The sequence below is a fragment of the Thermodesulfomicrobium sp. WS genome (assembly GCF_027925145.1).
In the GTDB taxonomy this organism is placed as follows: Bacteria; Desulfobacterota; Desulfovibrionia; order Desulfovibrionales; family Desulfomicrobiaceae; genus Thermodesulfomicrobium.
The window spans coordinates 2,227,108-2,247,818 of record NZ_AP027130.1 but is presented as its reverse complement, the minus strand read 5'-3'; the positions used below and the strand labels follow the sequence as shown (position 1 = coordinate 2,247,818).

At 62.6% G+C, this 20,711-nt stretch carries 21 protein-coding genes and 1 tRNA gene; 20 read left to right on the top strand and 2 right to left on the bottom strand.

Annotated elements, in window-relative coordinates; genetic code table 11:
• Position 1: 1 nt before the first annotated feature.
• Entirely contained in the window at positions 2-1,027 is a 1,026-nt protein-coding gene (locus QMF81_RS10820) for a rod shape-determining protein (protein ID WP_281750813.1), read from the top strand.
• 295 nt (positions 1,028-1,322) lie between these two features.
• On the opposite strand, the gene QMF81_RS10815 is transcribed toward QMF81_RS10820, so the two are convergent.
• Positions 1,323-1,772 (bottom strand): hypothetical protein, encoded by a 450-nt coding sequence (locus QMF81_RS10815; protein ID WP_281750812.1) that lies wholly within the window; start codon positions 1,770-1,772, stop codon positions 1,323-1,325.
• Between QMF81_RS10815 and rimI the strand changes: the two genes are divergently transcribed.
• From rimI to QMF81_RS10735, 16 genes are all read left to right on the top strand, one after another.
• Positions 1,764-2,210, top strand: a complete 447-nt coding sequence (gene rimI / locus QMF81_RS10810) for a ribosomal protein S18-alanine N-acetyltransferase (protein ID WP_281750811.1) — start codon at positions 1,764-1,766, stop codon at positions 2,208-2,210. The genes QMF81_RS10815 and rimI overlap by 9 nt on opposite strands.
• Before the next feature lie 110 nt (positions 2,211-2,320).
• Complete coding sequence (locus tag QMF81_RS10805) at positions 2,321-3,721, top strand: DegQ family serine endoprotease (protein ID WP_281750810.1); 1,401 nt, start codon at positions 2,321-2,323, stop codon at positions 3,719-3,721.
• 5 nt (positions 3,722-3,726) lie between these two features.
• Positions 3,727-4,581 (top strand): 4-(cytidine 5'-diphospho)-2-C-methyl-D-erythritol kinase, encoded by an 855-nt coding sequence (ispE, locus tag QMF81_RS10800; protein WP_281750809.1) that lies wholly within the window; start codon positions 3,727-3,729, stop codon positions 4,579-4,581.
• 4 nt (positions 4,582-4,585) lie between these two features.
• Positions 4,586-4,661 (top strand) — tRNA-Gln (locus QMF81_RS10795).
• A 58-nt stretch (positions 4,662-4,719) separates the two neighbouring features.
• Entirely contained in the window at positions 4,720-5,664 is a 945-nt protein-coding gene (locus QMF81_RS10790; protein ID WP_281750808.1) for a ribose-phosphate pyrophosphokinase, read from the top strand.
• Between the two features lie 32 nt (positions 5,665-5,696).
• A complete protein-coding gene (locus tag QMF81_RS10785) occupies positions 5,697-6,272 on the top strand; it encodes a 50S ribosomal protein L25 (RefSeq protein WP_281750807.1) in 576 nt (191 codons plus the stop codon).
• A 21-nt stretch (positions 6,273-6,293) separates the two neighbouring features.
• Positions 6,294-6,887, top strand: a complete 594-nt coding sequence (gene pth, locus QMF81_RS10780) for an aminoacyl-tRNA hydrolase (protein WP_281750806.1) — start codon at positions 6,294-6,296, stop codon at positions 6,885-6,887.
• Positions 6,888-6,970: 83 nt separating this feature from the next.
• Positions 6,971-7,510 (top strand): CarD family transcriptional regulator, encoded by a 540-nt coding sequence (locus tag QMF81_RS10775; protein ID WP_281750805.1) that lies wholly within the window; start codon positions 6,971-6,973, stop codon positions 7,508-7,510.
• Positions 7,511-7,631: 121 nt separating this feature from the next.
• Positions 7,632-8,879, top strand: a complete 1,248-nt coding sequence (gene rho / locus QMF81_RS10770; RefSeq protein ID WP_281750804.1) for a transcription termination factor Rho — start codon at positions 7,632-7,634, stop codon at positions 8,877-8,879.
• A 14-nt stretch (positions 8,880-8,893) separates the two neighbouring features.
• A complete protein-coding gene (gene nadE, locus QMF81_RS10765) occupies positions 8,894-9,778 on the top strand; it encodes an NAD(+) synthase (protein WP_281750803.1) in 885 nt (294 codons plus the stop codon).
• Between the two features lie 2 nt (positions 9,779-9,780).
• Entirely contained in the window at positions 9,781-11,187 is a 1,407-nt protein-coding gene (locus QMF81_RS10760) for a M48 family metallopeptidase (protein ID WP_281750802.1), read from the top strand.
• A gap of 71 nt (positions 11,188-11,258) precedes the next feature.
• On the top strand, positions 11,259-11,612 hold the full coding sequence (gene yajC / locus QMF81_RS10755; RefSeq protein WP_281750801.1) for a preprotein translocase subunit YajC: 354 nt from the start codon (positions 11,259-11,261) through the stop codon (positions 11,610-11,612).
• A 48-nt stretch (positions 11,613-11,660) separates the two neighbouring features.
• Complete coding sequence (gene secD / locus QMF81_RS10750; protein ID WP_281750800.1) at positions 11,661-13,256, top strand: protein translocase subunit SecD; 1,596 nt, start codon at positions 11,661-11,663, stop codon at positions 13,254-13,256.
• Positions 13,257-13,269: 13 nt separating this feature from the next.
• Positions 13,270-14,349: a protein translocase subunit SecF gene (gene secF / locus QMF81_RS10745; RefSeq protein ID WP_281750799.1), complete on the top strand. Its 1,080-nt coding sequence runs from the start codon at positions 13,270-13,272 to the stop codon at positions 14,347-14,349.
• A 96-nt stretch (positions 14,350-14,445) separates the two neighbouring features.
• Positions 14,446-15,861 carry a phosphomannomutase gene (locus QMF81_RS10740; protein WP_281750798.1) on the top strand — a complete coding sequence of 472 codons (1,416 nt, stop codon included), beginning with the start codon at positions 14,446-14,448 and terminating at the stop codon, positions 15,859-15,861.
• Positions 15,862-15,875: 14 nt separating this feature from the next.
• A complete protein-coding gene (locus QMF81_RS10735; protein WP_281750797.1) occupies positions 15,876-17,552 on the top strand; it encodes a diguanylate cyclase in 1,677 nt (558 codons plus the stop codon).
• Between the two features lie 55 nt (positions 17,553-17,607).
• Here the strand turns inward: QMF81_RS10735 and QMF81_RS10730 are convergent, their stop codons facing one another.
• Positions 17,608-18,126, bottom strand: coding sequence for a DUF2059 domain-containing protein (locus QMF81_RS10730; protein ID WP_281750796.1), 519 nt, complete (start codon positions 18,124-18,126; stop codon positions 17,608-17,610).
• Positions 18,127-18,287: 161 nt separating this feature from the next.
• Between QMF81_RS10730 and QMF81_RS10725 the strand changes: the two genes are divergently transcribed.
• The 3 genes from QMF81_RS10725 (at position 18,288) to QMF81_RS10715 (ending at position 20,709) form a co-directional block, all read left to right on the top strand.
• A complete protein-coding gene (locus tag QMF81_RS10725; RefSeq protein ID WP_281750795.1) occupies positions 18,288-18,839 on the top strand; it encodes an ACT domain-containing protein in 552 nt (183 codons plus the stop codon).
• Between the two features lie 71 nt (positions 18,840-18,910).
• Positions 18,911-20,284: a PFL family protein gene (locus tag QMF81_RS10720; RefSeq protein WP_281750794.1), complete on the top strand. Its 1,374-nt coding sequence runs from the start codon at positions 18,911-18,913 to the stop codon at positions 20,282-20,284.
• 62 nt (positions 20,285-20,346) lie between these two features.
• Positions 20,347-20,709 carry a hypothetical protein gene (locus tag QMF81_RS10715; RefSeq protein ID WP_281750793.1) on the top strand — a complete coding sequence of 121 codons (363 nt, stop codon included), beginning with the start codon at positions 20,347-20,349 and terminating at the stop codon, positions 20,707-20,709.
• Positions 20,710-20,711: the final 2 nt, after the last annotated feature.

The window sequence follows — 20,711 nt, the reverse complement described above, 5'->3', positions numbered from 1 at the left end:
TGTGTTTTCTGCACTATTTTCCCTGTTTCGAGGAAGCGAGTTGGCCATGGATTTGGGGACGGCCAACACCCTGCTCTACTCGCCGCGGCAAGGCATCGTCCTCAACGAGCCTTCGGTGGTTGCCCTCGATGTCCGCACCGACGCCATCCTGGCCGTAGGGCGCGAGGCCAAGGAGTATCTCGGCCGCACCCCGGAGCGCATCCGGGCAGTGCGTCCCCTCAAAGACGGCGTCATCGCCGATTTTGAGGTCACCCGCGCCATGATCGCCTACTTCATCCGCAAAGTGACCACGGGCATGCGGCTCAGGAAGCCCCGTATGGCCATTTGCGTGCCTGCAGGCATCACCCAGGTGGAGAAACGGGCGGTGGTGGAGTCCGCCGTCCAGGCCGGGGTGCGGGAGGTGTTCCTCATTGAAGAGCCCATGGCTGCCGCCATCGGCGCAGGGCTGCCCATTGAGGAGCCTCGGGGCAACATGGTGGTGGACATCGGCGGCGGCACCACCGAGGTGGCGGTCATCTCGTTGAGCGCCGTGGCCTACGCCGAGAGTGTGCGCATCGCCGGCGATGAGATCAATGATGCCATCCAGCGCTACGTGCAGGACCAATTCCAGATCCTCATCGGTGAGAATATGGCCGAGGCCGCCAAGATCGCCATCGGCTCGGCCGTGCCCCTGCCGGAGCCTCTGGAGTACCGGGTAACCGGAAAAAATATGGTCGATGGGACGCCGAAGTCCATAGTGCTGACGGACAGCCACGTGCGGGAGGCCATCCGGGAGCCGGTGGGGGCCATTGTGGCCGCGGTGCGCCGGGCCCTGGAAAAGACCCCGCCGGAGTTGGTGGCGGATATCGCGACCAATGGCCTCCTTTTGGCCGGCGGCGGCGCCCTCCTCAAGGGCCTTGCCACCCTCATTTCCCAGCAAAGCGCCCTGGCCGTGCACGTGGACGAGGACCCGCTCACCACCGTGGTGCGGGGCACGGGCCGGGCCTTGGAAGCGATGTCCCGGTTCGGGCAGGTGTTTATCAGTTAGAAGGAAAAGTCCGTGCGATGAGCTGCCCGACGAGGATACGCGGCGTTATCTCTATTGTCCGGGTCCTTGACCCATGAATCTTTCGATAGTTAAGAATCGATAAGATGTACGGTAACTTTGTGCTGCTAATACGTCGAAGGTACCGTCCATCAATTCCGGTTTGGTGGCGGCGCTGCTCGATCTGAGTCCGGGCGGCACAGCGGGATCGATGGTGTGTGGGCCATATGCTTGAGTCCTTCACGGGGAGCGCGTGAGCATCTTTTTTCGATCAGCTGGAGGAGACGAAGCGCGCCGATTAGGCCTTGAGGAGCAGGGCCCTCGCCTCCCAGGCGTGTTTGAGCTCTAGAGCCACCTGATCCGGGTAGCGGTCCACCAGAGCGGTCATCTCTTCATGATCCACGGCCATGGCGTCCGCCATGGTGGTTTCTTCGTGGACCACAAAGACCCAAAGAAAAGCGCGTAGCCTTGCGGTGGGGGGCAGTATGGTGAGCAGATGGATGGGCGCATCCGGGGCGTGCAGAAGCCGCTCCACGGCGTCTTCTGCGCCTTCCATGGCCCCGACCATTCCTGCTGCGGCAGGGAGCCAAACGCCCTGATGCCGGCGCAACAGCAGACGGCCATCGGACTGGATGGAGACCGCGAGCACCCGGCGGTGGAGCAGCCCTTGGGCGAGCACGGCATCGGCGGGCATGGCGGCCAAGGGGCGGTCCTTGGCGTCCACGACGAGGACAAGATTATGGGACATACGGATTCCTGGCGCATTGTCCGGCTTGGGGAAAGTGAGGCAGAAGACCTGGCGGCATTGGAGCAGTTGGTGTTCCCCTCGGCCTGGAGCGCGGATACCTACGGGCGGTTCTTGATCCAGCCAAGCGCTTGGGCCGCTGGGGCAGTGGCCTGCGGGTTGGTGGGCTTCGTGGTGGGCACGGTTTTGGGACAGGAGGCGGAAATCGTCAATCTGGCAGTGCATCCTTCCTGGCGGCGTCGCGGCATCGGTGGGGCCCTGGTGCAGGCGGCCTTGCAAGCGTGGGCGCAGTTGGGGGTGATGCGGGTGATCCTCGAGGTGCGGGAGGGCAACGCCGCGGCGCTCCGGCTGTACGCGCGCTGCGGGTTTGTACCGTGCGGCCGCCGGCCTCGGTACTATACCGACCCTGTGGAAGACGCCCTCGTGCTGGTGCGGCAGTAGGCGAGCAGGGTTGCAGCACACCGATGCGGTTTGTGGTTGCCAGACAATGGGAAATGGTTAGAGGTGGCCTCATCGTTGAGGCATACCGAACAACCGAAGGAGGAACGGATATGCGTGCATGGAGATACGGCCTGGGCTTTTTGGTGTGCTGGATCTGGGCTGTGGCGGCCATTGCGGCGGACCTGCCGGATTTTGTGCGCTTGGCGGAGAAGGCTGGCCCTGCGGTGGTGAATATCAGCACCCGCAAGGTGGTGGAAAATCCCATGGGGCAATTGTTGCGCCGCCTTCCCCGGGGAGGACAGGGCGATCCTTTCCAGGACTTTTTCGATCAGTTTGAGCGGTTTTTCGGCGATCAGATGCCCAACCGGGAGCAGCGCTCCCTGGGATCGGGGTTCATCATTTCCGCCGACGGTTACATTGTGACCAATAATCACGTCGTGGAGGGCGCGGACTCCATCACCGTGAACATCCAGCGCCGGGAAGGCAAGGAAGAGAGCTATGATGCCGAGGTGGTGGGAACGGATCCCGAGACGGACCTGGCGCTTATCAAAATCAATGTCACGGGCCCGTTGCCGGTCCTTGAGTTTGGCGATTCCGACCGCCTGCGGGTGGGGGAATGGGTGATGGCCATCGGCAACCCCTTTGGGCTGGACCATACGGTCACGGCCGGTATTGTCAGCGCCAAGGGGCGGAATATCGGTTCCGGGCCGTATGACAGCTTCATCCAGACCGACGCCTCCATCAATCCCGGCAATAGCGGCGGTCCGCTCATCAACGGAAACGGCGAGGTGATTGGCATCAACACGGCCATTATCGCCTCTGGCCAGGGTATTGGCTTTGCCATCCCCAGCAATTGGGCGCGCCAGGTCATTGATCAACTGCGGCAGTACAAAAGCGTGCGCCGCGGCTGGCTGGGGGTGTCCATCCAGGATGTGGACGAGAAGGTCGCCCGCACGTTGGGGCTCTCCAAGGCCGCAGGCGCGTTGGTGGCGTCGGTGACGCCCGGGGATCCGGCGGACAAGGCCGGGATCCATCCTGGCGACGTGATCATCGCCTTGAACGGGGAGCCGGTGGCCAGCTCTTCGGATCTTACTCGGCGGGTGGGAACCATGGCCCCGGGCGAAAAGGTGGAAGTCTCGCTGTGGCGCAAGGGCAAGGTGGAGAAAGTCACCGTGACCTTGGAAGAGCGCAATTCCCGGCGCGTGGCCGCCGGCAGCGGCGCAAACGTGGAAGAGACCCTGGGCATGAAGGTCCGCCCCGTAACCCGACAGGAGGCGAGAGCCCTGCAAGGAGATGGCGGACTCATGGTGGAGGAAGTCGCCCGCAGATCCTTGGCGGCCCAGGCAGGGATCCGGCCTGGAGATGTGCTCTTGGAGGCCAACGGACAGGCGCTTAACTCGGTGGAGGATTTGGCCCAGGTCATTGCCGCGCAAAGTCAGGACAAAGGGGCCCTGATGCTCTTGGTGCAGCGCGGTCGCCGCGTGATCCTGCATACCATTCCCCTCTCTTGAGCTTCATGACTGCAGTAACGCTGCGCACCGGATGCAAGGTCAATCTGTATCTGCGGATTACGGGGAGGCGTCCGGATGGCATGCACACCATCGAGAGCCTCTTCTATCCCATGCCGGTGCCCGCAGATACGCTACAGGTGGAGGTGCGGCAGGAACCCGGCATCAGCGTGTCCTGCCGCCTTCCCTTCTTGCGGGGACCCAAGAACATTTTGGCCAAGGCGTACCATGCCTATGTGGCTGCTGCGGGAGAGGCCCCGGGGCTTGTGGTGCGCCTGGAAAAGCGCATCCCCGTGGGCGCGGGGCTGGGCGGGGGAAGCAGCAACGCGGCGGCGCTGCTTTCCTGGCTCGAGCAGCAGACCCAGGCCCTTGGTTGGGAGCGGCTGCGCAGTGTCGCCGCCCAAGTGGGCGCGGACGTGCCGTTTTTTCTCTTGGGGCGGCCGGCGTGGGTCAGCGGTATTGGGGAGTGCATGGAGACTGTGGATCTGAATTTGGACGACTACGTGCGCGTGATCATCAGTCCCCGGGTGCGGGTCAATACCGCCTGGGCCTACCGCCGCTGGGACGAGGCGGCTTCACTCTTGACACCCAGAGTCGCCCCCGATAAAGAGGCCGCCTTGGCGAAACCACCTGTCTTGTGGAATGACTTCGAGGAGGTGGTTTTTGCGCGCTTCCCGGTCATCGGCCGCATCAAGGCGGCGGTGCTGGCATCTGGAGCAAGCGCCTGCGTTATGAGCGGGTCGGGCTCGAACCTCTTCGCCCTGTTCGCTTCTTCGAGGGCCAGCGCTGTGGCGCGGCGCTCGGTAGCCAAGTGGCAGGTGGGCTGGCATGAGGTGGCCAAGGGGGAGCCGGTGTATCTCTAGGCGCTGGGGTGTCGCCAAGCTGGCAAGGCAACGGGTTTTGGTTCCGTCATTCGGAGGTTCGAATCCTCCCGCCCCAGCCAAATTTTTTTCTGCCCTTCTGCGTGCAGTCATAAGTCAATATTTTCAAGGAAATGTCCCATGCCGCATCGAGGCGAGCTCAAAATTCTCACCGGTACGGCCAATCCGGCTTTGGCGGAAAAGATTTGTGACCATCTGGGATGCAAGTTGACGCCGGCATTGGTGAGTACCTTCAGTGATGGCGAGATTCGGGTGGAGATCAGCGACAACGTCCGCGGTGACGACGTGTATGTGGTGCAGCCCACCTGCTCGCCGGTGAACCACAATCTCATGGAGCTCTGCTTGATGCTGGATGCCTTAAAGCGTGCCAGCGCGAGCCGGGTGACGGCGGTGATCCCCTATTTCGGCTATGCCCGTCAGGATCGCAAGGTGGTCCCTCGGGTGCCCATCAGCGCCAAGATGGTGGCGGACTTCATTTCTGTGGCCGGGGTGCACCGGGTGCTCACCGTGGATCTGCATTCCGGCCAGATCCAGGGGTTTTTCGATTGTCCGGTGGACAATCTGTATGCTGCCCAGGTGCTGCTCGATACGCTTCGCGGCCTTGGGCCTAACTTGGTCATCGTTTCCCCGGATGCCGGGGGGACCGAACGCGCGCGGGCCTATGCCAAGCGCTTGGGCGTGGGGCTGGCTATCGTGGACAAGCGTCGTGACTCTCCCAACCAAGCGCATGCCATGCACGTGATCGGCGACGTCAAAGGGAAGATCGCCGTGGTGCTGGATGATATGATCGATACCGCCGGCACCATGACGGAGGCCGGCAATCTTTTGGCTGAGCAAGGGGCCGAAGACGTGGTGGCGTGCGCCACGCATCCCGTGCTCTCCGGTCCGGCAGTGGACCGGTTGTTGGCGTCTTCGTTTTCCAAAGTCATTGTTACGGATACTATTCCGCTCAACCCCAAAGCCGCTGAAAGCGACAAGTTCGTCGTGGTTTCCGTGGGGAGCCTGCTTGCCAAGGCGATCCACAACATCCACTCGGAATCGTCGGTGAGCGTTCTTTTTCGGTAAGCTTGGGGAAGGGCCAATCAAGGAGCATATCGATGGAACTTACGCGTTTGCAGGTTGCCCGCCGCGCCGAGCTGGGGAAGGGGGCGTGTGCCCGGCTGCGGGCTCAGGGGGCAGTGCCTGGGGTATTTTATTCTCCCTCTGGGGAGAACATTCCCGTTGTGGTCGATGCCAAGGCCTTGGCCAAGGCGTTTGAAGCGGTGCGCTACTCCAAGCCGCTGGCCATGGCCTTGGAGGACGGCACCGAGCGGCCCGTGCTCATCAAGGAGCTCAAGGCGCATCCCTTTAAGCGTGCCTATGTCCATGTGGATTTTTGGGGCATCGACCTCGAGAAAACGGTGGACGTGACGGTGCCGGTGGCCGTGGTCGGTCGTTCCAAGGGTGTGGTATTGGGCGGCAAGTTGGCCGTGTACCGGGAGAAGGTGACGGTGCGCTGCCTGCCCCATCTCATCCCGGACGTCATCACGGTGGATGTCACGGAAATGAATATCGGTGACAAACTCATGGTGGACCAATTGCCTGTGCCGGAAGGCGTGCAGGTGCTCTTTGACCGTTCTTTCGCCGTCTTGGCCATCACCGGTGGTCGTGGGGCCAAGGAAGAGGCGGCGTAATCCTTCCTTCGCATTGCCGTTATGGCTTATGATGGCGTCATAGCGGGCCTCGGGAACCCCGGAGTCCGCTATGCATCGACGCGTCACAACTGCGGTTTCTTGGTGGTGGACGCGCTGGTGGCGTACTGGCTCCATGCCCCGGGGGTCGCGTGTTCGTTCCGCGACGGTCAGAACGCTCAGGCATGGGACGTGAGCGAGGATTATGGCGCTCGGCGATGGCTGGTGCTCAAGCCTCTGACCTATATGAACTTGAGCGGTCAGGCCCTTGCCCGCCCGGTGCGCAAGCATGGCATCTCCCCGCAACAGGTCCTCGTGATCCATGACGAATTGGACCTGCCGTTGGGGACGGTGCGTTTCAAGGCCGGTGGAGGGCTGGCAGGGCATAACGGTCTCAAGTCCGTAGCGGAGACCTTGGGCAGCCGGGATTTCGTTCGACTCCGTATCGGCATCGGCCGACCGCCTGCAGGGATGCCTGGGGCGGACTACGTGCTGCAGTCCTTTGCTCCGGGGGAGCGGGGATTGCTCCAGGAAAGTGTTGTTGTAGCTCGGGACGCGGTCTTGCGGTATTGCGCCGAGGGCCTCGAGGCGGCAACTCGCTGGTTGCATAGTCGTTGAAGGCGGTGGACTCCGCGTGATCTTTGGGATATCAAAGCCTACATCGTTGGTTTTCCGGTAAGCCATCCCGTGGGGAGGTGCCTGTGTTTGGCGTTGGTGAATTCGTCGTATACCCCGCCCAGGGTGTGGGTCGGGTGGAGCGCATTGAGACCCAGGAGATCGGGGGCATTCCCACCGAACTCATCATTGTGCGCATTTTGAGTAACAACGTCACCCTCATGGTGCCGGTCAAAAATGCGGCCAACGTGGGGTTGCGGGGAGTATATTCTGCGGAGCAGGCCAAGGCCATCCTCGACTTCTTGCGGGACCGTTCGGACTTCACCGGATACACGGGGCAGAATTGGAACCGCCGCTATCGGGAGTATTCGGAAAAGCTCAAGAGTAGCGTCCTGCAGGACGTGGCCTACGTGCTCAAGGAACTGATCCTGATCAGCAAGGATAAGGAACTCTCCTTTGGCGAGCGCCGTCTCCTGGAGCAGGCCATGAACCTCGTATCGTTGGAACTGGCTTTTGCTCTGGGCAAAGAGCAGGTTGAAATCAAACGGGCCATTGAGGAGCTGTTTGCCGACATCCTGCAGGCGGGCAAAGACGATCCTGCCGAAGACGACGAAGCCGCGGATTAGCCCCGTTCTGTTTTTTGCATCGCTTCACGATTTTTCCCCCTTGTCGTGTTCCTCTTTTTTCCAACCCGACGCTGATGCCCCAGCGCCCCGTAGGGGGCGCCGTGTGGCGCATGAGGCCAGCATGAATCTTTCGGAACTCAAAACCAAATCCATGTCTGAGTTGGCGGACATTGCACGCCGTTACAATATCGACAACATGGGTGGAATGCGCAAGCAGGAGCTCATTTTTGCGATTCTCCAAGCATGTTGCGCCCAAAACGGCGCCATCTTCAGTGAAGGCGTCTTGGAGATCCTCCCAGAAGGATATGGATTCCTGCGCTCCCCCATGTACAGTTACATGCCTGGTCCGGACGATATCTACGTCTCTCCCTCGCAGATTCGGCGCCTTGGCTTGCGGACCGGGGATGTGGTCTCGGGGCAGATCCGCCAGCCCAAGGACGGAGAAAAGTATTTCGCGCTGCTCAAAGTGAAGGAGATCTGCTTCCGGCCGCCGGAAGAGACGAAAAAAGTCGTCCTGTTCGACAACCTCAAGCCCATCTATCCCAACCAGCAGTTTCGCCTGGAAAACGGCGATAAAAACTACTCCACGCGCATCCTCGATCTCATGACTCCCATTGGCAAAGGTCAGCGCGGCCTCATCGTCGCCCCGCCGCGTACCGGCAAGACGATGCTTTTGCAGGCCATTGCCAATGCCATCAGCGCCAACCACCCCGAAGTCTACCTCATCGTGCTCCTCATCGACGAACGGCCGGAAGAGGTCACGGATATGGAGCGCACCGTGCGCGGCGAAGTGGTGAGCTCCACCTTCGACGAGCCGCCCCAGCGGCACGTCCAGGTGGCGGAGATGGTGCTCGAGAAGGCCAAGCGGCTGGTGGAGCGCAAGTTCGATGTGGTCATCCTGCTCGATTCCATCACGCGTCTGGGCCGCGCCTACAACACCATCACGCCGTCTTCGGGCCGGGTCCTCTCGGGTGGTCTCGAGGCCAACGCCTTGCAGCGGCCCAAGCGCTTTTTCGGTGCTGCCCGCAACCTGGAGGAGGGCGGCAGCCTGACCATCATTTCCACGGCCCTCATCGATACCGGGTCGCGCATGGACGAAGTGATCTTTGAAGAGTTCAAGGGCACGGGCAACGCCGACATCTACCTGGATCGTCACCTGGCGGACAAACGCATCTTTCCGGCCATTGATCTCAACCGTTCCGGGACGCGCAAGGAAGACTTGCTCTTGCCGCCGGATGTGCTCAACAAGGTATGGATCCTGCGCCGGGTGCTCGCCCCCATGAATTCGGTGGACAGCATGACCTTTTTGCTCGACAAGATGCGCGGCACCAAGAGCAACCAAGAATTTCTCGATGCCATGAACTCCTAACACTGGAGGTTCCTATGCTCCCCGTGGCGGTATGTCCTGCGGATACGGATTTTCAGGCCTGGTTGGATCTGTTGGCCCTTGAGCCTTCCACAGCGCTTCTGGAGCGCATCGGCCGATTCTTGGAAGAGTATCTGCGCGAGCATCGTCTCCAGTGCTACGTGGTGGGACTTTCCGGAGGTATCGATTCTTCGTTTCTGGCGGCAGTCTTGTGGTGGCGTCGCATCCCATACCAGGGGTTTTGCCTGCCGCTGGTCACCAACGCTCCGGAGGAGATGGCGCGGGCGAAGGCCGTGGCCCAGGCGTACGCGTGGCCGCCGCGGCCCCTGGAAGCGATGGTGGTGGATTTTTCTGACCAGTACCGTGCCCTGTCCGCGGCCTTTGCCCAGCGTCTGGGACGCACCACGCCGGTGGCGGAAGGCAATCTCAAGGCGCGGCTGCGCATGCTCTTCCTCTATCACGTGGCGCAACTCTCCAGGGGCTGCGTGCTCTCCACCGATCAGATGGATGAGCTTTTGACCGGGTTTTGGACCTTGCATGGCGATGTGGGGGATGTGAGCCCCATCCAATTGATCCCCAAGACGGTGGAATACCGTTTGGCGGAAATGCTCTGCCAGTATCTCGACGATCCTGCTCCGCTGCGGGCGGCCATAGCGGCGGTGCCCACCGATGGCCTGGGCATTTCCACCTCGGATTTGGAGCAATTGGAGGTGCCTTCGTATGCCGAGGTGGAGCGCCTGTTTCGCGAGTACTTCACCCTGCGCCGGGATGCGGCCCGCGGCGATCTCGATGCTTCCGGCACCGCCCGGATTCAGGAACTGGAGGCCACAGGCCCGGTGCGCCGCTTTCTGGCATCCGCCCATAAGCGTCGGGGGCCGGCCTTGTTGGATCCGCGGGGATAGCCATGGCCCGCGTCGTTGTTTGGCTCCTGATCTTTTCCCTCTGGAGCGCGCCGGCAGGCGCAGGCTGGGGATCCTTGAGCCTGAGCGACGAGGCGGAACTTGCCCGGAAGTTTGACCTTGTCATCGAAACACGCTTCCCTCCGGTCCAGGACACCGTGGTGCTGGACTATGTGCAGGGGCTTGTGGACCGCCTGCTGGCGGTCATGCCGCCGCAGCCGTTTCCGGTGCGGGTGACGGTGGTGGAGCATCCGGCCCTCAATGCCTTTGCCTCTCCTGCAGGCAGGGTAACGGTGTTCACTGGCCTCATCGCCCAATTGGAATCGGAGGACGAACTGGCGAGTGTGCTCGCCCATGAATTGGCGCATGTCTCCGAGCGTCATGTGGCCCAGGGTATCGAGCGGAGCCAGTATTTGAGTGTCGGCACCCTCATCGGCATGCTCGCCGGCGCCTTGCTGGGGGCCGGGGGCAAGTCGGAAAGTGGTCAGGCGCTCATGTTGGGCTCTGTGGCCGGGGCCTCTTCCTTGGCCTTCAAGTATTCGCGCGAAAACGAGCGCGCTGCCGACCAATTGGGCTTTGCCACCTTGGTGGATGCCGGATTTGACCCTATGGCCATGCCTCGGGCCTTTACCCGCATGCGGCGTTTGCAGTGGCTGGGGGGCGGGGGCAATACCCCGTCGTATCTTTCCACCCATCCTGCCTTGGAGGAGCGCACCACTGCTTTGGAGGCTCGGGCCCGCGAAATTGCTGCCCAACGGCAACCGCAACCGAGCGCCACTGCATCGCGTTTCGCATTGGTGCAGACTCTCGTGCGCGCTGCGTTTACCCCACCGGAGAGCGCCAAAGCGCTCTTTCGTTCCCAGGAGGTGAGGGATCCGTGCCAGGCTGCCCTGGGATTGGGCATGGCTTCGGCGAGACTCCACCAGACGGCGGAGGCCGAAGCTGGGCTGACGCGGGCCATGGCGTGTCCACAGATCCGTCCGGTGGCGGCGCGGGAGATGGGCCGACTCTTGCTCTCCCTCGGGCGGGTTTCCCAGGCGGTGGAGTTCTTGCGCGCGGCCCAGCAGGGGCTCCCCGGTGACGTAACCACGGGCGTCCTTCTGGCCCAGGCCTTTTTGGACTTGGGGGACGCCGCTCAGGCGTGGCCCCTGGTGCAGCCGGCCCTGGAGCGCTTTTCGCACGATTCGGACCTGTGGCAGCTATCGGGGCGCATCGAGGCGGCCCGAGGCAAGGAAAGTGCGGCGCATCTGGCCTTTGCCCGCTCTTTTGCCTTTGCCCGGCGCTGGGAGAAGTACGCCTGGCATCTGCAGCGGGCCAAGGCCTTGGCCCAGACTCCTGCCGAGAGGCAGGCCATATCCCACCTGGAGGCCGAGGTGGAGGAGCTGCAACAGCTGGTGCGCCAACTCGGCTGACTTGTGTTCTCAAAGGGAAGGGGCTACATGCCGCTTTCCGTATTCGAAACAACCATATTTGGAGGAACCGCATGTTTCCAACACTTGCCTATGCCATGGGGGATGTCGCAGGACAGGCTGCGGGGCAGCAGCCCAATCCCATCATGTCGTTCGTGCCGCTCATCTTGATGTTCGTCATCTTCTATTTTCTGCTTATCCGGCCGCAGCAGAAGAAGCAGAAGGAACATCGCTCCATGCTGGAAAACCTGAAACGCGGGGATCGCATCATTACCGCAGGCGGCATCTATGGCCGCATTGTGGAAGTGCGTGACGATATACTCACCGTGGAACTTGCCAAGGACGTACAGGTGCAGCTTTCCCGCGGATCTGTAGCTGCGGTGGTGCAGAAGGACGCCAAGGATCAGGCGGCCAAGGAATCCAAGTAACGTGACCGGGCAGGCCTTCTGCCCGTCTTTTTCTTTTTGAGGACATCCATGGGTGCACTACGTTGGAGGCTGGGACTGGCTGCGGCCATCATCCTCGCTGCGTTCATCTTCCTTGCGCCGTCCCTTCCGGGGGTGGCGGATTCGTCTTTGGGGCGTTTTTTGCCGGAGAGCCGCATCAATATGGGGCTTGATCTGCGCGGCGGCATCCACCTCACCATGGAGGTGGATCTTGGGGCCGCCGTGCGGCACGCCTTGGGGCAGGCGGGGCAGGATGTGCGTGCCGAGGCCCGGGAAAAAGGTTTTACGGTCCTGCGCCCACGGTTGGTGGGGGCGGATACCCTGGAGTGTACCGTGCTGGGGGCAGAGCACGCAGCGGACATGGACGCGCTCTTGAGTTCCCGTTTCCGTTCGCTGCGGGTCGAGGGCAAAGAACCCGTGGAGGGCGGCATGCGCTACGTGCTTGTGCCCACCGATGCCTACCGCAAGCAGATTCAGGACCTCACCGTGGATCAGGCGGTAGAGACCATCCGCAACCGGGTAGACGCCTTTGGCGTGGCCGAGCCAGATATCCGCAAGCAGCAGGGCGGGCGCATCCAGGTGCAGTTGCCGGGCCTGAGCGACACGGCCCGGGCGGTGGCCCTGCTGGGCCGTACCGCGCACCTGGAATTCCGCCTGGTGGACGAGGCCGCTGACCCGCAGGCGGCCATGCGCGGCGTCATCCCCCCGGACGACGAGCTCTTTTTTATGGTGCGCCGTGGCCCGGATGGGTCGGAGGTGAAGACGCCCATCGTCCTGCGTCGGGACGTTGCCCTCACCGGCGAATACATCACCGATGCCTCGGTGCAATTCGACTCCTTTGGCCAGCCGTACGTGGGCATGACCTTCAATGCCCGCGGGGCCCGGATCTTTGAGGAACTCACTGCCGCCAACGTGAAAAAACGCATGGCCATCGTGCTCGACGGTTCCGTGTACTCGGCCCCGGTCATTCAGGAGCGTATCGGCGGCGGCAGGGCTTCCATCACCGGACAATTCACTCCGGAAGAGGCCCATGACTTGGCCGTGGTCCTGCGCGCCGGATCCTTGCCCGCGCCGGTGCGGGTACTGGAAGAGCGCACCGTGGGGCCATCCTTGGGGCAGGAGTCCATTGAAAAAGGTATGCTGGCCGCCCTGGTGGGTGGGGCGCTGTTGATGCTTTTCATGGCCATCTATTACGGCTGGAGCGGGGTGATCGCCGATGTGGCGGTCATCCTTGACGTGGTGCTCATTCTGGCCGGCATGGCCTTGTTTGGGGCAACCCTCACCCTTCCGGGCATTGCCGGCATCATCCTCACCCTCGGCATGGCAGTGGACGCCAATGTGCTCATTTTTGAACGTATCCGCGAGGAGTTGCGCCGCGGGCTCTCGCCCATGGCTGCTGTAGACGAAGGCTTTGCCCGCGCCACCCTCACCATCGTGGACTCCAACCTCACCACCATCATCGCTGCCATCATCTTGTACCAGTTTGGCACGGGCCCGGTGCGGGGGTTCGCGGTGACCTTGAGTCTCGGCATCCTTGCCTCCATGTTTACGGCCATTTTTGTTGCCCGGATCATTTTCGACCTCTGGCTGCGCCGCCGTACCCCCGGGGCCACGATCAGCATTTGAAGGGAGGCCCGTTGTGCCACTCACGTTGTTTTCGCAGACATCGCGATTTGATTTTATTGGGAACCGCCGCAAGGCCTATGTGCTGTCCGCCCTGCTGCTGCTTTTGGGAATGGTGTCCTTGGTGGTGAAGGGCGGTCCGCGTTACGGCATCGATTTTGTCGGCGGCATGGTGGTGCAGGCAAAGTCCGCAGTGAAGGTGGACGCCCGCACCGTGGAGCAGGCCTTGGCTCCGGCAGGGCTTGCCGGGGTGGTGGTGCAGGAGTTCGGGGCAGCCTCGGACAACGAGATACTCATCCGTGTGGCTACGGCGGAAGAAGAGGCTGCGGCCGCCCGCACCGCCATTACCGAGGCCCTTGCCCAGATCCCGGAGGCGCACTTTGAAATCCAGCGGGTGGACATGGTGGGGGCCAAGGTGAGCTCGGATTTGCGGACGCAGGCCTTGGAGGCCTTGTTCTATGCGGTGCTGCTCATCTCCATCTATATCTCCGGGCGCTTTGAGCAAAAATGGATGATCGCCGCGCTCATGGCCGCGTGCTTGGGCGCTGCGGTCTACGGCCTGGGCCTTTTGGATGTCTCCAAGGAAGTGCTCATCTTGGGGGCGCTTGCCGTAACCCTTGTGGTGTGCTGGAAACTCAAGCTCTTCTACGCCCTGGGCGCCATCGTGGCCCTGATCCACGACACCCTCATCACCGTGGGGGTCTTTTCGCTCCTCGACAAGGAGATCGACCTTTCCATCGTGGCGGCCCTGCTCACCATCATCGGCTACTCCCTCAACGACACCATCATCGTGTTCGACCGCATCCGCGAGAACCTGCGCGCCAAGATATCGCCGCACCTGCCCGTAACCATCAATGCCGCCATCAACCAGACCTTGTCGCGTACGGTGCTCACTTCCGGTACGACCTTGCTGGTGACGGCGAGCCTGTTCGTCCTCGGCGGCGGGGTGATCCACGACTTTGCATTCGCCCTTTTGGTGGGTATCGGCGTGGGGACATATTCGTCCATCTTTGTGGCAGCACCCATCCTCTTGGAGTTCGGGCCGGATCTCCCGCAAGAGGAAGGGTCGGCTGCGGCGCAGGCCAAGGTGGCGTGAGCTCGCTGCAGTGTGTGCTGGCGCTGGTGGCCAGCTGGTGTCTTGAGCAATCCATCAGCGCGGCCTGTCCGCGCTGATGGCTTTTCGGGGGGAGCAATGGCTGTTCGTTTTGGGACCAGTGGGGTGCGGGGCTTGGTGGAGGAGCTTTCCCGCGAGGTGTGTCATGCGTATGTGCGGGCCTTTGTGCGCCACATCGTGGCCTCTGATGTCCCGGTGCTTTTGGGCATGGATTTGCGGCCGTCGAGCCCGCAGATTGCGCGCTTCTGCTTTGAGGCGCTGGTGGCCGAAGGGCGGGAGGCGATCTTTTGCGGGGTCCTGCCCACCCCGGCCTTGGCCTTCTTCGCCCAGGAGCGCGGCATGGCCGCCATCATGGTGACCGGCAGCCACATCCCCTTCGATCGCAACGGCATCAAGTTCTACACCCCGCAGGGAGAGATCACCAAGGAGCACGAGTCCTCCATGACCGATGCCCTGGAGCCAGGGGTGGCAGACGTCTCCCTGCCGCTGCCAGAGCCCAGGCGCGATGCCGTGGAGCTCTACCGCCGGCGCGCTGTCGATGCCTTTGGCGCAGGAAGCCTTTCCGGGTGGCGGGTAGGGCTCTATGAGCATTCGAGCGCGTCCCGCGACGTGCTGCGCCGGATCCTGGAAGATTGCGGCGCCACAGTGGTTGCTCTCGGGCGCAGCGACGCCTTCGTGCCCTTGGATACGGAGGCCCTGTCTCCGGAAGACCACGCCCTTGCCCGGCAGGCGGTGGCGGAGCACGAGCTGCACGCGCTCGTCTCCACGGACGGTGACGGCGATCGACCCATGCTTGCCGATGAAACCGGCGCCTGGTGGCGCGGCGATTTCCTCGGTTTGGCGGTGGTCGCTGCCTTGGGTGTGACCTGCGTGGCGACGCCGGTGTCCTGTACCACGGCTATCGAGCGCAGCGGTTTGTGTTCCCAGGTGGTCCGCACCCGCATCGGCTCGCCGTACGTGGTGGCTGCCATGGAGGAGCTGCTTGCCACCTGTCCAGGGCCTGTGGCCGGGTTTGAAGCCAATGGCGGATTTATGCTGGCCAGCGACCTGGTGCTGGATGGCCGGCCCGTGCGGCGGCTGCCTACGCGGGATGCCGCCTTGCCGATCCTGGCTGTTTTGCGAAGCGCCGCGCGCCAGGGCGTGCGCCTGTCGGTGCTGCGGGAGGCGTTGCCGCAGCGACCCACGGCGAGTCAGCGCCTGACCGATTTTCCCACCGCGAGGAGCCACGAGCTCCTGCGCCTGGTGGATGCGGACGCCGCCCTGCGCCAGCGCATCTGTGCCGCGGCCCAGGGCGAACTTTCCCATGTGGACCGCACCGATGGCCTGCGCCTGACCTTTGCCAGCGGTGAGATCATCCACCTGCGGCCTTCGGGCAATGCCCCGGAGCTGCGCTGCTACAGCGAGGCCGCCACTTGCGAGCGGGCGGAGGAATTGGTGGCCGAGACCTTGGCGGCGGTGGCCCGCTGGATGCGTGCGGGGAGGTCGGAGCGATGAACTTCGAGGCACGCATGACGCCCTCCCAGGAGCTCGCTGCATTGCGGGCGGTTTTCGACAGTCTCGCCGAGCATGTGGCTGTTCTCGATCATCAGGGCGTGATCCGCATGGTCAATGCCCCGTGGCAGCGTTTTGTGGCCGACAATGGCGGCGATCCTCAGAAAATAGTGGGGAAGAGTTACCTTGAGGTGTGCGCGACCGTCCGGAAAATGGGATCGGAGCAGGCCGATCAGGCGCTTTTCGGCTTGCGGGAGATATTGGCCGGACGTCTTACCGGCTTTCATATGGAGTACCCGTGTCATTCGCCGACACAACGACGCTGGTTTGTGCTCTATGCTCGGCCATGGATGATGGATGGGGAGCTGCATGGCGCGGTGGTGTCCCATCTCCCCATTACCCAACGCAAAGAGGCCGAATACGTATTGCAGCGTTATGAACGGGCTGTGGCGTTAGCACCATTTTTGGTGAGTATTGTTGATACCCATTTTCGCTACGTCGTGGTAAACGATACCTATCTCCGCTACCATGCGCGTCGTCGGGAAGAGATCGAAGGCCACAGTGTGGCGGAGGTCATGGGCGAAGAATCCTTCACCCGCTGGGTACGCCCCCATCTGGAGCGTTGTTTTGCCGGCGAAACCATCCAGTACGAAGCGTGGTTTCCCATGGCAGGCATGGGGAAACGGTGCATGGCGGTCACCTATTATCCTTGTATCGAGACCGATGGCCGCGTCTCCGGGGCCGTGGTGTCCGCCCGGGATGTTACCGATCGCCGGCTCTTGGAAGACCAACTGCGCCGTACGGCCGCGCTGTTGGCCGAGACCCAGGCCTTGGCGCATGTGGGGAGTTTGGAGCGGGATCTCGAATCCTCTGTGGATGTGTGGTCGGACGAGCTGTTCCGCATTTTGGGCTATGCCCCCGGAGAAGTCCCCGCGGATTTCGAGCGATTCTTGGCGCATGTGCATCCCGATGACCTCCGGCCATTGATGGATGCTTTTGTTCAGGCGCAGGGCGCGGCGGCGTCTTTCCGTCAGGACGTGCGTCTGCGTACCTGCCGGGGAGAGGAACGCTGGGCTGCCGTTGTCTGCAGCTTCGATACCGATGAGCATGGTGCGGTGGCGCGCATGCACTGTGCGGTGGCGGACATCACGGATCGCCGTTTGGCGGAGCTGCGTCTGGAGGAGTTGGCCGCCACGGATCAGCTGACGGGTCTGGCCAATCGTCGCCACTTTTTTGAACGGCTCCATGCGGAAGTGGCTCGGGCCCGACGATTCGGCTCTCCCCTTTGCGTCGCCATGGTCGATGTGGATCATTTTAAGCGGGTCAATGATACGTATGGTCATGCCGTTGGCGATACCGTGCTTGCGACGGTGGCCGCAGTGCTTCGCGAGAGCGTCCGAGCCATGGATGTGGTGGCCCGGGTCGGTGGCGAGGAATTTGCCGTGATCTTACCGGAGACCGAGATGGTCGCGGCGACGGGGGTGTTGGAGCGCATTCGTCAGACAGTGGGGGCGCGGCCCATGGCAGGGGCCCAGGGGCAGTCTTTTGGGGTCACGGTGAGCTGTGGGGTGGCCCAGCGCCAGTCAGGGGCATCCGGAGAGGAGCTTCTTTCGCGGGCGGACGATGCCTTGTACGCAGCCAAGGCCGCCGGGAGAAATCAGGTGCAGGTGGCCACAGGCGCCGACGAGCCGTAGTCGGTCAGGCAGCCGCCGCACGACCGGAAGGCATGCGGCGGACCGCTGGGGAAGGCTACTTTTTCGGGGCGGTTTCTTGAGTGGCGTTCTGCGGCGCAAATTCCTTTTCCATGGCCGAGGTGATCTCTTCGAGCTTGGGAATTATGGTCTGCACATGGGTGCGGGCGATGTTGAGACTTTGCTGCATGAGATTCGGCATGGAAGCGGTCAGTTTCTTGCCGGCAGCGGACTTGTAGAAATCCACGATGGCCTTGGTTTCTTCTTCGGAGAAGGTAGACGTGTAGAGGTCGAGGTATTGGCTGCGGACCTTTTTCCAGTCCAGTTCCTCGTCGAGGATGGTCTGAAACTTTTTGTCGTAGCCTTCCACCTTGGCCTTTTGCGCCTCAGGAATCTGAAGATGGGCCTTGAACTGGGCAAAGATCATGGCCATCTGGCTTTTCATGGAGTCGAGGATCTTGTCCCCTTCCGTGAGCGAGATGAGTTCTTCCGCCAGTTTTTGATGTTTTTCCGAGGCGGCAAACACCGGGGATGCCGTAAGGACCAGGGCCACAAGGATGACACAAAGACGGTGCATGATGGTATTCCTCCGCAAGTAATTGCCCCGCTTGCTGCGGGCTTGGGCACTCCTAGTGCGGCTGGCAGGGGAAGGCAATGAAAAAGCAGGGCGGCGGGACAGGCAAATCTTGACGCCTGGCTCCTCCACGGCCAAGAGACATGCCTTTGCAAGGAGGATGTATGGAAAAATTTGCTGTGTCCGTCATGGGCCATGACCGGCCGGGCATCCTGGCCGCGGTGTCCGAGACCGTCTTTGGCCTGGGCTGCAATATTGAAGATGTTTCCCAAACCATCCTGCAAGGCGAGTTTGCGGCCATCATGATTGTCGCCCGGCCGCCGCACGTCCCGCTTGCGCAGGTGGATGCCGCCTTGCGGGAGCGGCTTGCCCCTATGGGGCTCGGCGTATTCGTGCGGCCTTTGGACGAGGGCTGGCAGCCTGCCGTGCCGGGCGAACCCTTTGTGCTCACGACGCGCGGCAAGGATCAGCCGGGAAACATCGCCGCAGTGACGCGTGCCTTGGCGCAGTTGGGATGCAATGTGACGCAATTCCGGGCGGTCCTCCTGCCAGCGGCCGAGGAGGGTGAGGAGATGGTGATGATCCTGGAGATCGATGTCCCCCAGGGGGTGCACCATCGGGTGGTGCGCGCCGCGGTGGCGCAGGCGTGTCAGCCTTTGGGCATGGAGGTGTCTCTCCAGCATCGGGATGTGTTCGAAAATATCCATCGGGTCTAACGCATCCGAGGGGCTTTTGGTCCCTTGGCACGTGCGGGAAAAATCAGACGAATCTCAATAGAGGAATATCTATGCTTTCGGATCGTGAAGTTTTGTCCACCCTGTCCATGGTGAAAAACGAACACTTGGACGTGCGCACCGTGACCTTGGGCGTCAGCCTTTTGGACTGTGCGCGCGAGAGCTTGAGTGCGTTCGTGGACGCCGTACATGCGCGCATCATCACCCAGGCCCGGGATCTGGTGGCCGTGTGCGACGAGGTGGGCGAGCGCTTTGGCATCCCGGTGGTCAACAAGCGCATCAGTGTGAGCCCCGTGGCCGTGGCCGCCGCCCCGTTCGATGCCCGTGGCATGGTGGAGGTGGCCTGCGCCCTGGACGCTGCGGCCCGGGAAGTGGGGGTGGATTTTATCGGTGGTTTTTCCGCCCTGGTGGAAAAAGGCATGGCCAAGGGCGATCTGGCCTTGATCGAGGCCATCCCCGAAGCCCTCGCGCGCACCGAGCGCCTGTGCTCTTCCGTGAATGTGGCCTCCACCCGGGCAGGCATCAACATGGACGCCGTGGCCCTCATGGGCCGCACCATCAAGGCCACGGCTAAGGCCACCCGGGAGCGGGACGGCCTCGGCTGCGCCAAGCTGGTGGTGTTTGCCAATATCCCCGAGGACGTGCCCTTCATGGCCGGCGCGTACTTGGGGGTGGGCGAGCCCAGCTCGGTCATCAACGTGGGGGTCAGCGGGCCGGGGGTGGTGCGCAAGGCCATCGACCGCGCTGTGGCCGAAAATCCGGGCATCCATCTGGGCGAGCTCGCCGAGGTCATCAAGCGCACGGCCTTCAAGGTCACCCGCGTGGGCGAGATCATTGGCCGCGAGGTAGCGCGCCTTTTGGGGGTGGAATTCGGCATCGTGGACCTTTCCCTTGCCCCGACGCCCAACGTGGGCGACAGTGTGGGCGAGATCTTTCAGTCTTTGGGACTGGGCGCCATCGGCATGCCGGGGTCTACGGCGGCCCTTGCCATGCTCAACGACGCGGTGAAAAAGGGCGGCGCCTTTGCCAGTACCCGGGTGGGGGGCTTAAGCGGCGCCTTCATTCCGGTGAGCGAAGACCGCACCATCGCGCAGGCCGCTGCGGACGGTTTCCTTTCGCTCTCCAAGCTGGAGGCCATGACTGCGGTCTGCTCGGTGGGGCTGGACATGGTGGCCATCCCGGGCTCCACCAGCGCCGAGACCTTATCTGCCATCATCGCCGACGAGATGGCCATCGGCGTGATCAACAAAAAGACCACGGCGGCCCGGATCATTCCGGTGCCTGGCAAGGAGGCCGGCGAGCGGGCGGTGTTTGGCGGGCTTTTGGGAGAGGCCACCATCATGCCGGTGCACCCCAATCCCTGCTGCGAGGCGTTCATCCGCCGCGGCGGCTTCATCCCCGCGCCGCTGCAGTCGCTGATCAACTAGCGGGAGTTTCCAGGCCGTCGGGAGTTTCCAGGCCGTGGCGGCCTGGGGAGGTGGAGGAGTCCATGACGTTCCGCGATCAGGGCATCATGGCCATGGCAGTGGCGGCGTTTTTGCTCGCCATGGTCCTTTTCTACGCCGTTGAGCGTCGTATGGAAGGGATTTCCGCAGAGATTGCGGCGCTGCGGGCCGTTTCGGCAAAGGTGTCCCAACTCGAAGACCGCGCCCTTTCCGTGGAGCGCTCGGCCACGGAGCTGGCAAGCCTGCCGCGAAAGACCCGGACCTTGGCCGCAGAAACCCAGGTGGGCGCCATGGCCGCGGCGGCCGAAGACCTGCAGGCAACGGTGGGCGCCAAGCACCGGGACAAGCTCGAGGCCGTGCGTCTCTTGCTCGAAGAAATCCGAAACGATCTCCAGACTGCGCCGTAGCC